Here is an 8,005-nt window from a genome sequence, read left to right as displayed (position 1 = left end):
GCTCAGGGCCCTGCTGGAGGCCCGTCGCCCCCTCTACAGCCAGGCGGATCTCTATATCAGCCAGGACGGCGAGCCCCCCGAGGTCGTGGCGCAGCAGCTGCTCGAGGCCCTGCCCAGCGTGCTGCGGGAGGCCTTGAGCCCCCCCGAACAGCCGGCGCTGCTGCGCCATCAGGACGGCGGCCTCAGCCCGTCCCTGGATGGGCTCCCGGCGGATCGATCCTGACGGCGAACCACTGGATGGCGCGGCCGGGCTCCAGCTCCAGCTCGCAGGCGGTTTCGAGCAGCCGTTCAGCCCTGTCCCGGCCGCCGGCGAGGTCGGCGAGATCGTGGGGCACCTGGGCCAGGGCGGCGAGATGGGCCTCCAGCCAGGCCACGGTTTCGGCGGCCGTGAGGATCTGATCGGCCCCGGCCGGCTCCAGCACCACGTAATGATCAAGCTCCCGCAACAGGGGGTCGGACATGGGCAACACGCTGATGGCAGCCATCCTGGCGCTGTGGTTCGCGGCCTGGCCTGCTGCCTTCAGCCCCGACCCATCGCCCCTGGAGGCGCGGATCGCCCAGTGGCCCACCTGGAGCTTGCCGGCCCCGCTGACGCGCCCCGGCCGCCGCGACCTGGCCTACCCGGCCTGGTTCGAGGGGGCCTGGCAGGCCAGCGACGACGACGGCAACGAGTACCAGGTGCGTTTCCTGCGCGACGGCAACGGGTCAGTGGTGGGGGACCGGGCCTTCAACGCCGGCGCCATCGGCAGTGCGCTGCTGGGGGAGGCCCTGCTGGCCGTGGAGAACGATCCGGCCGACCCGAACCGGCAGATCGCCAGGCTCCGGGGGCCAGAGGGCACCCCCTTCCAGCTCGAATCCAGTGTGATCGGCCGCCGCAGCGACCAGCCGGCCACCGGCGCGTTCCTGGCCGATGAGCTGGCCCTGCAGGTACTGCATGGCCCGGGCCAACCCCGGTTGAGCCGGGTGGAAACGCTCAGCCGCTTCCAGCTGCGCAGCGACGGCAGCATCGAGACCCGGCAGTGGCAGGCCACCTACCCGTCACCCACTGCCGGCCTGGCGGCCCAGGCGAGCAGCAGCCGGGGCATCAGTCTGAAGCTGGTGCCGCTCCAGCCCGACCCAGCTGGGCCAGGATCCCATCGCGCCAGCTGAACAGCGGCTGCAGCAGCGGATGGTCAGCCAGGCCGCTGATGCCGTGCCCGGCCAGGGGTGCCCCGGCGCTGGCCGGGAACAGCAGCAGCGAGAGCTGGGCCACCACGGCCAGATCCGCCAGGGAGAGCTGGTCGCCCACCAGATAGGCGCGGCCGCCCGTGAGGGTGGCGAGCTGCTCCAGGTTGGTCTGCAGCTGGCGGCGCTCCTGGGTGCCGATCAGGCCGGTCACCGCATCGCCCATGCCGTGCATCACGGCGCCGGGCAGGCTGGAGAGCAGCTGGCGCACGGGCCCGGGGGTGGCCTCCGGCAGCAGGCCGGCCCTGAGCACGGGGTCACCGGCCAGGGCCTGCAGCAGGGCGGCTCGCACTCCGGCCGCCAGGGCGGTGTCGGCCCAGTCCTCCAGCAGCAGCACCCGAGCCCGTTGCTCAGGCTCTGCCGGCAACAGCGCCGGCAGGGGATGGAGCGCCTCCAGGTACTGGGCGATGGCGGTGGAGTCGGCGATCACCTCCGAACCATCCACCAGCACCGGAACCTGGCGTTGGCCCGAGAGCCGGAACAGCTCCAGCTGACCCACCCCAGGCGTCACTTCCACCACGCTGTAGTCGAGCGCCTTGGCAGCGAGCACAAGCCGCACCTTCTCGCAGAAGGCGGAGTGGCGGAACTGGTGCAGCTGCATGCGTCAAGCCCGAAGCCAAGGCGGCAGAGTAGCCAGCAGGCACCGCCATGAGTGTTTCCGGGGGCAATGAAGGACTTCCTGCTGAACGTGACGCGCTATCCGCGTTACCTGATCGCCTTCGGGCTGGGGGTGGCCAACTCCGTCCTGGAGCCCCTGGCGGCCCGGGGCCGCAATCCCGTCACCGCGGTGGCCCTGATCGGCGCTGCCGTCAGCGGCCTGCTCAGCCTCGGGCTGATCCTGCAGGCGATGCTGAACGCCACTCCGGTGGCTTAGCCATGGCACAGGGGCGACGGGTGGAGCGGGTGGCCTCCCTGATCCGGCGGGAGCTGAGCGAGCTTCTGGTGGCCGGCATCAAGGATGAGCGGGTCAGCCAGGGCATGGTGAGCGTGACCCATGTGGAGGTGGCCGGCGACCTCCAGCACTGCAAGATCTTCGTGAGCGTCTACGGCAGCGACGCCGAGCGCGATGAGGCCATCGCCGGCCTGCGCTCGGCCGCGCCCTACGTGAAAGGTGAACTGGGCCGGCGGCTGAAGATGCGGCGCACGCCGGAAGTGGTGTTCCTGCTGGATCGGGGCCTGGAGCGCGGCACCACGGTGCTGGGGCTGCTCAACCGGCTGGAGGAGGAACGGCTCGAGAAAGGGGACCCTGGCGACCCGGACGCCAGCGCTGAGCCCGCTGCCAACGAGACCGACAACGCCCTTGGCTAGGCCACTGGAACCGGAGCTGCAGCGGCTGGCCGCCGAACTGCTGGTGGTGAGGGCCAGCGGCCATCTGGCCGATCACCAGCGCCGCTACCCCCGCTGGGAGCTGGCCAATGCGGAGCTGCAGGCGCTGCTGGAGCTCGGCGTGGGCGGCGTGATCCTGCTGGGGGCGGGGGCGGCCGAGCTGGCCCTGCGCTGCCGCCAGCTGCGGGACTGGGCTGGGCAGCCCCTGTTGCTCTGCGCCGATGTGGAGGAGGGCGTGGGCCAGCGTTTCGAGGGCGCCAGCTGGCTGGTGCCGCCCCTGGGGCTGGGCCGACTGCACGGCCGCGATCCCCAGCTGGCCCTGGATCTGGCCGAACGCTACGGGCGCTGCACGGGCCGGGATGCCGCCCGAGCCGGACTGAACTGGGTGCTGGCCCCGGTGTGTGATGTCAACAACAACCCCGCCAACCCGGTGATCAACGTGCGTGCCTGGGGGGAAGAGCCTGCGGTGGTGGCGGAGTTGACGGCCGCCTTCTGCCGGGGCCTGCAGAGCGTGGGCGTGCTGGGCTGCGCCAAGCACTTTCCCGGCCATGGCGACACCAGCAGCGACTCCCACCTGGAGCTGCCGGTGCTGCCCCACAGCCGCGAGCGGCTGGAAGCCATCGAGCTGCCCCCCTTTCGCGCTGCCATCGCGGCCGGGGTGGCCGCCGTGATGACGGCCCATCTGCTGCTGCCGGCCCTCGATCCCCAGCGCCCGGCCACCCTCTCAAGCGCCGTGCTCAGCCAGCTGCTGCGGCGCGATCTGGGCTTCCGGGGGCTGGTGGTGACTGATGCCCTGGTGATGKRGCGCAGCTGCAGCTGCTCCGCCGTGCTGCTGTGGGGATTGCCGGCGCGGTGGCCGAGTTCGGAGTGGATCGTGTGCAGGCAGGCGCCGGGGATGGCGCCTGCGTCTGCGGCCAGGTCAGCGGGGGGGAAGTACAGGTCGTGGCTGCAGGCCACCACGGCGGTTCGGGCCGTGATGCGGCCGAGGGCAGCGGCCAGATCGCCGCCGCCGGCCACGTCGTGGGCGAGCCAGGTGTCGAGCATGGCGATCAGGTCGCGGGGGTCATGGCGGCGGTAGTGGGGCAGCCACTGCTGCTCCACATGGGCCTCGATCGAACCGTTCACCGTGCGGAAGAAGGGCTGGCTGGCGGCCCAGCTGGCGTAGATCAGGGCAAAGGTGCGCAGCCCCTGCTCGGGCATGGCATCAAAACCGCTGCCATTCCAGTGGCGGTCTGCGGTGAGGGCCTGCCGCAGGCTGAGGCAGAACAGACGGTTGTGGGGGGAAGTGCGCGCCGTGCCGGCGATGCAGCAGATCCGCTCCACCTGTTCGGGATGCTGCATCGCCCATTGGTAAGCCTGTTGAGCCCCCATCGACCAGCCGTAGATCAGGGCCGGCCGCTCCACGGCGAACACCTCGGCCAGCAGCCGGCGCTGGGCTGCGACGTTGTCGTTGTGATGCACCACCCAGCCCGTTTCGGCCAGGCCCATGGCGCCGTGGCTGGGGCTGCTGGAGCCGCCGTTGCCGAACTGGCCGGCGATCACGATGCACCACTGCTCGGGGTCGAGCACTGGCCCCGCCAGCCAGGCCAGATCCTCCACCCGGGCGCCATAGGCGCTGGGCACCAGGATCAGGTTGGAGCGGGCGCCGTTCAGCTCGCCCAGCTGCAGGTAGCTGATCCGGGCCTCGGGGATCACCCGGCCGCAGGCCAGGGGCCAGGCGCCCAGCTGGTGATGCCGGCTCGGCGGCGTCACGCTCGCCCAGGTGCGGGGATGGCCAGGGAGGGCAGGTCGGCCAGCAGTTGGCGATGCACCCGCAGGTAGCCGTGGTCGAGGTGGCGCAGCTGGGGGGCGATCAGGGCGTGGGCCTGGGGCAGAGCGTGAAAGGGCAGGGAGGGGTAGAGGTGGTGTTCGGCGTGAAAAGGCATGTTCCACATCAGCCAGCGCAGCGGCGCCAGGGTCAAGGTGGTGCGGGTGTTCGCGGTGCCGTCGTCGCTGAAGCTGCAGCCGCTGTGCTCGGCCAGCAGCACGAAGCGCAGGAAGGGTTGCCCCACCGCCAGGGGCAGCAGCCAGCTCCAGAACAGAAAGCCGTTCGCGCCGACGCAGGAGACGGTCAGCACCAGGGCATAGACGAGGGCCTGCAGCCGGGCTGAACGACGCACCTGGGGGATCACCTCAGGATTCAGGTAGGGCAGGGCGCTGAGGTCGCCCCAGAGCAGACGGGCATGGCCGCGCAGCTTGCCGCTCCACCAGGTCCAGCCGCTCAGTTCCTTCAGGTAGCTGGGCCAGGAGGTGGGCGCCGGATCTTCGAGTTCCGGGTCGCGGCCGGGCTGGTGGGTGAAGCGATGGTGCCACTGGTGGTAGCGCCGGTAGAAGGTGGCGTTGTAGAAGCTCAGCACCCCTGCCAGCCAGGCCACGGCATCGTTGGTGGCCCGGCTGCGGAAGGCGGTGCGGTGGCAGCACTCGTGCAGGGGGGCAAAACAGGTGGCCAGGGCGATGCCGCTCAGCAGCAGAGCGGTGGCCCGCCAGGGCAGGGCCAGATCGGGCTGGCGCCAGAGCCATCCCGCCATCACCACGAGGAGCAGGTGGGTGCTGAGCCTCAGCCAGGCCGGCCCCCGCCGCAGGGTGTTCAGCTCACTGAGGGCCTGGCGGTCAATCAGAGCGGCGGACGTGGATGCCATAGGAGGTAGTCCAGCAGTTGGCCTACTGCCACTGCGGTAGGCAATGCGACGGCAGCGACGTCCACAGCCCTAAAGTCAGGCAAGGAAATGTAGTGGTCGTTACCGTCATGGCCAGCCCAGACCAAGCCCTCCAGTCTCAGGAACGGCGGCGTCAGACCCTCGTGGAGTCGCTGCGCCACCGCTACGCCGCTGCCCAGAGTCGGCAGGATCCGCTCGCCAAGCAGGGACTGTTCAAGGAAGCCGTTTACCTGAACATCCTTCCGGGGGAGTTCACTGACCCCGCCTGAGGCGAGGGCTCAGGCCAGGGCAGGCTCCATCCCCCGCAGACAGGTGGCCAACTCCTCCCGCAGGGCCAGGAAGGGTGGCGACACTCGTAGGTGGGCCATGTTGCCGTGGTCCAGATCCACCTGGACACTGCGCACGATCCGCCCCGGCCTCGGCGCCATGATGTGGACCCGTTGGGCCAGCAGCAGCGCTTCCTCAAGATCGTGGGTGATCAGCAGCGCCGAGAGGCCCGTGCGTTGCCACAGCCCGTGCAGAAACTCCTGCATCGACTCCCGGATCTGCAGGTCGAGGGCCCCGAAGGGCTCATCCAGCAGCAGGATCTTGGGCTGGGCGGCCAGGGCGCGGGCGATGGCGACGCGCTGCTGCATCCCCCCTGAGAGCTCCCGGGGTCGCCGCCGGGCCGCATCGGCCAGGCCCACCACCTCCAGGAAATAGCCCGTGCGCTCGCGGATCTCCGGTCTGCTGAGGCCCTGCAGTTCCATGCCGAAGGCCACGTTCTGGGCGGCCGTGAGCCAGGGGTAGAGGCTGTACTTCTGGAACACCATGCCGCGGTCGGAACCAGGGCCGCGCACGGGCTGGCCGTCCACCGTGACCACCCCAGCGCTGGGGCGGTCCAGGCCAGCCACCAGGCGCATCAGGGTGGATTTCCCGCAGCCTGAGCTGCCCACCAGGGCCACGAATTCGCCGCTGTTGACGCTGAAGCTGATSTCCTCGAGCACACAACTGGCGCTGCGGCCCACCCCGAACACCTTGGACACCTGATCGACAACGAGCTGCATCGGTTGGGGGTTCAGTTGGCCCAGGAGCAGGCTCGCCGCATCGTGAAGCGGAAGCCCAGATCGATCAGCAGCCCGATCAGCCCGATCACAATCAGGCCGAGAAAGATCTGATCGGTGCGCAGAAAGCGCTGGGCCAGGCTGATGCGTTTGCCCAGGCCTTCATTGGCGGCCACGAGTTCCGCCACGATCACCAGGTTCCAGGCAGCCGCCATGTTGATCCGGTAGGCATCCAGCACCTGGGGGGCGATGCAGGGGGTGATCACCCGCAGCAGCACCTGGGAGGGGCGGCCCCCCAGGGTGCGGGCTGTTTCGATCAGTTCGTTGGGAACGAACTTCACCGCATCCATGATCATCAGGGTGTTGAAAAAGAGGGTGCCGATGAAGATCAGCAGAATCTTGGGCAGTTCACCCAGCCCGAAGTAGATGATCAACAGGGGGATGAAAGCCGGAGCCGGCATGTAGCGGATCAGGCCCATCAGCGGCTCCAGCAGCCGGTTGATCAAGGTGCTGGTGCCCATGGCGATCCCCAGAGGCAGGGCGACCAGCGCCGACAGGCCGAAACCGGCGAACACCCGTCCCACACTGGCAAGCAGGTCGGCCCAGAGCAACCCCTCCCGGGCCTGGCTGCTGCCGGCGGCCAGCACGGCCGAGGGGCTGGGCAGAAACAGGGGATCCACCACAGCAGCCGCTGTCACGGCGCTCCAGATGGCCACCACGGCCAGGATCCCCACCAGCCCCAGCACCCAGGGGTGCAGGGCCAGACTCTGCAGGCGAGCCCGGTTCATGGAGTCTTCGCGGCTTCCACGAACTGCGCCGCGAACAGGCCATCCAGGTTGGGAGGGCTCGTGGCCAGCCCCACGTCCTGCAGGAACGTGCTGATCTGCTCCGCCGCGAAGGGCAGGGAGGCCATGGTGGTGCCCGGTTGCAGCGCCTTGAGGTTGTCCTCCAGGCTGAAGATCGTGGTGCCGGCGTCGTACTCCGTGTACTCCGCCTCACTCACTCCTGCCCGGGCACTGAGGATGGCCAGGGAGGGCCCGGGGTTGGCCTTGATTTCAGCCAGGGTGGCGAACCAGGCATCCACCACCTTCTGCACCTTTTCAGGGTTGTTGGCCACAAACTCGGTGCGACACACCAGGTGATCGCTGATGGCGCCGGGGAAGTCGGCCGAGGAGAACAGGGTGCTGCTGCCGGCGCGCTTCAGGGCCTGGGTGGTGAAGGGAGCGAACACGCCCACCGCATCCACCTGGCCGGCCACGAAGGCGGCCGCCGCCGCGCCGGTTTCCAGTGGCACGAAGGTGATGTCATCGGCGCTGAGGCCGGCCTGCTCCAGGCCCAGCAGCAGCAGGTAGTGATCCACCGTGCCCTCTTCGGCGGCCACCTTCTTGCCCTTCAGATCGGCAAGGCTGGTGATCCCTTCCGCCACGATGATCTGGTCGTTGCCGGTGGAGTTGTCGTTGGTGAGCACCACCTGCAGTTCGGCGCCGCCGGCGATCGAGCTGATCGTGTCACCGAGGGTCTGGCTGTTGCAGTCGAGCTGGCCGGCGTTGAGGGCGTTGATCGAATCGAGGTAGCCGTCAAACCACTGCAGGGTCACCGGCAGCCCGAACAGGCCCTTCTCCTCGGTGACTTTCCAGGGGATCCAGCCGGGCCAGGCGCTGTAGCCGATCCGCACCGGCGCATCTGAGCCGCCGCCGCCCTGGCCACCGCAGGCGG

The 8,005-nt window shown here is 69.6% G+C and carries 10 protein-coding genes and 3 pseudogenes; 6 read left to right on the top strand and 7 right to left on the bottom strand.

The annotated features are described in order from the left end of the window. Positions 1-223 (top strand): annotated as a pseudogene (locus IQ216_RS09200) (shikimate kinase); the annotation flags it as partial. Here IQ216_RS09200 and IQ216_RS09195 read toward each other — a convergent pair. After that, entirely contained in the window at positions 183-461 is a 279-nt protein-coding gene (locus IQ216_RS09195; RefSeq protein WP_193815233.1) for a chlororespiratory reduction protein 7, read from the bottom strand. The pseudogene IQ216_RS09200 and the gene IQ216_RS09195 sit on opposite strands and share 41 nt — an antisense overlap. Between IQ216_RS09195 and IQ216_RS09190 the strand changes: the two genes are divergently transcribed. Continuing rightward, positions 460-1,149 (top strand): DUF6816 family protein, encoded by a 690-nt coding sequence (locus IQ216_RS09190; RefSeq protein ID WP_193815232.1) that lies wholly within the window; start codon positions 460-462, stop codon positions 1,147-1,149. The two genes, IQ216_RS09195 and IQ216_RS09190, sit on opposite strands and share 2 nt — an antisense overlap. Here IQ216_RS09190 and IQ216_RS09185 read toward each other — a convergent pair. Continuing rightward, positions 1,085-1,825 (bottom strand): glutathione S-transferase family protein, encoded by a 741-nt coding sequence (locus IQ216_RS09185; RefSeq protein WP_193815231.1) that lies wholly within the window; start codon positions 1,823-1,825, stop codon positions 1,085-1,087. The two genes, IQ216_RS09190 and IQ216_RS09185, sit on opposite strands and share 65 nt — an antisense overlap. Positions 1,826-1,891: 66 nt before the next feature. On the opposite strand from IQ216_RS09185, the gene IQ216_RS09180 reads away from it, so the two are divergent. From IQ216_RS09180 to IQ216_RS09170, 3 genes and pseudogenes are all read left to right on the top strand, one after another. Then, positions 1,892-2,098, top strand: a complete 207-nt coding sequence (locus tag IQ216_RS09180; protein WP_186698451.1) for a DUF751 family protein — start codon at positions 1,892-1,894, stop codon at positions 2,096-2,098. A 2-nt stretch (positions 2,099-2,100) separates the two neighbouring features. Continuing rightward, entirely contained in the window at positions 2,101-2,532 is a 432-nt protein-coding gene (rbfA, locus tag IQ216_RS09175) for a 30S ribosome-binding factor RbfA (protein WP_193815230.1), read from the top strand. Then, positions 2,525-3,352: pseudogene (locus IQ216_RS09170) on the top strand (glycoside hydrolase family 3 N-terminal domain-containing protein); the annotation flags it as partial. The gene rbfA and the pseudogene IQ216_RS09170, both read left to right, overlap by 8 nt. A 128-nt stretch (positions 3,353-3,480) precedes the next feature. Here IQ216_RS09170 and IQ216_RS09165 read toward each other — a convergent pair. Further along, positions 3,481-4,092: pseudogene (locus IQ216_RS09165) on the bottom strand (homoserine acetyltransferase); the annotation flags it as partial. A gap of 206 nt (positions 4,093-4,298) precedes the next feature. Beyond that, positions 4,299-5,228, bottom strand: coding sequence for a fatty acid desaturase (locus IQ216_RS09160; protein ID WP_193815229.1), 930 nt, complete (start codon positions 5,226-5,228; stop codon positions 4,299-4,301). A 107-nt stretch (positions 5,229-5,335) separates the two neighbouring features. Between IQ216_RS09160 and IQ216_RS09155 the strand changes: the two genes are divergently transcribed. Beyond that, entirely contained in the window at positions 5,336-5,515 is a 180-nt protein-coding gene (locus IQ216_RS09155; protein WP_186699405.1) for a hypothetical protein, read from the top strand. A gap of 9 nt (positions 5,516-5,524) precedes the next feature. Here the strand turns inward: IQ216_RS09155 and IQ216_RS09150 are convergent, their stop codons facing one another. The 3 genes from IQ216_RS09150 to IQ216_RS09140 all read right to left on the bottom strand — a co-directional run. Further along, positions 5,525-6,292 (bottom strand): ABC transporter ATP-binding protein, encoded by a 768-nt coding sequence (locus tag IQ216_RS09150; RefSeq protein WP_193815228.1) that lies wholly within the window; start codon positions 6,290-6,292, stop codon positions 5,525-5,527. Positions 6,293-6,303: 11 nt separating this feature from the next. Further along, positions 6,304-7,077: an ABC transporter permease gene (locus IQ216_RS09145; RefSeq protein ID WP_193815227.1), complete on the bottom strand. Its 774-nt coding sequence runs from the start codon at positions 7,075-7,077 to the stop codon at positions 6,304-6,306. Continuing rightward, a partial coding sequence (locus tag IQ216_RS09140) for an ABC transporter substrate-binding protein (RefSeq protein ID WP_193815226.1) occupies positions 7,074-8,005 on the bottom strand: 932 nt, incomplete at its 5' end. The genes IQ216_RS09140 and IQ216_RS09145, both read right to left, overlap by 4 nt.

Source organism: Cyanobium sp. LEGE 06143, assembly GCF_015207535.1.
Lineage (GTDB): Bacteria > Cyanobacteriota > Cyanobacteriia > PCC-6307 > Cyanobiaceae > NIES-981.
Note: the sequence above shows the minus strand (reverse complement) of the source record. Positions and strands in the feature narration are given on the sequence as shown.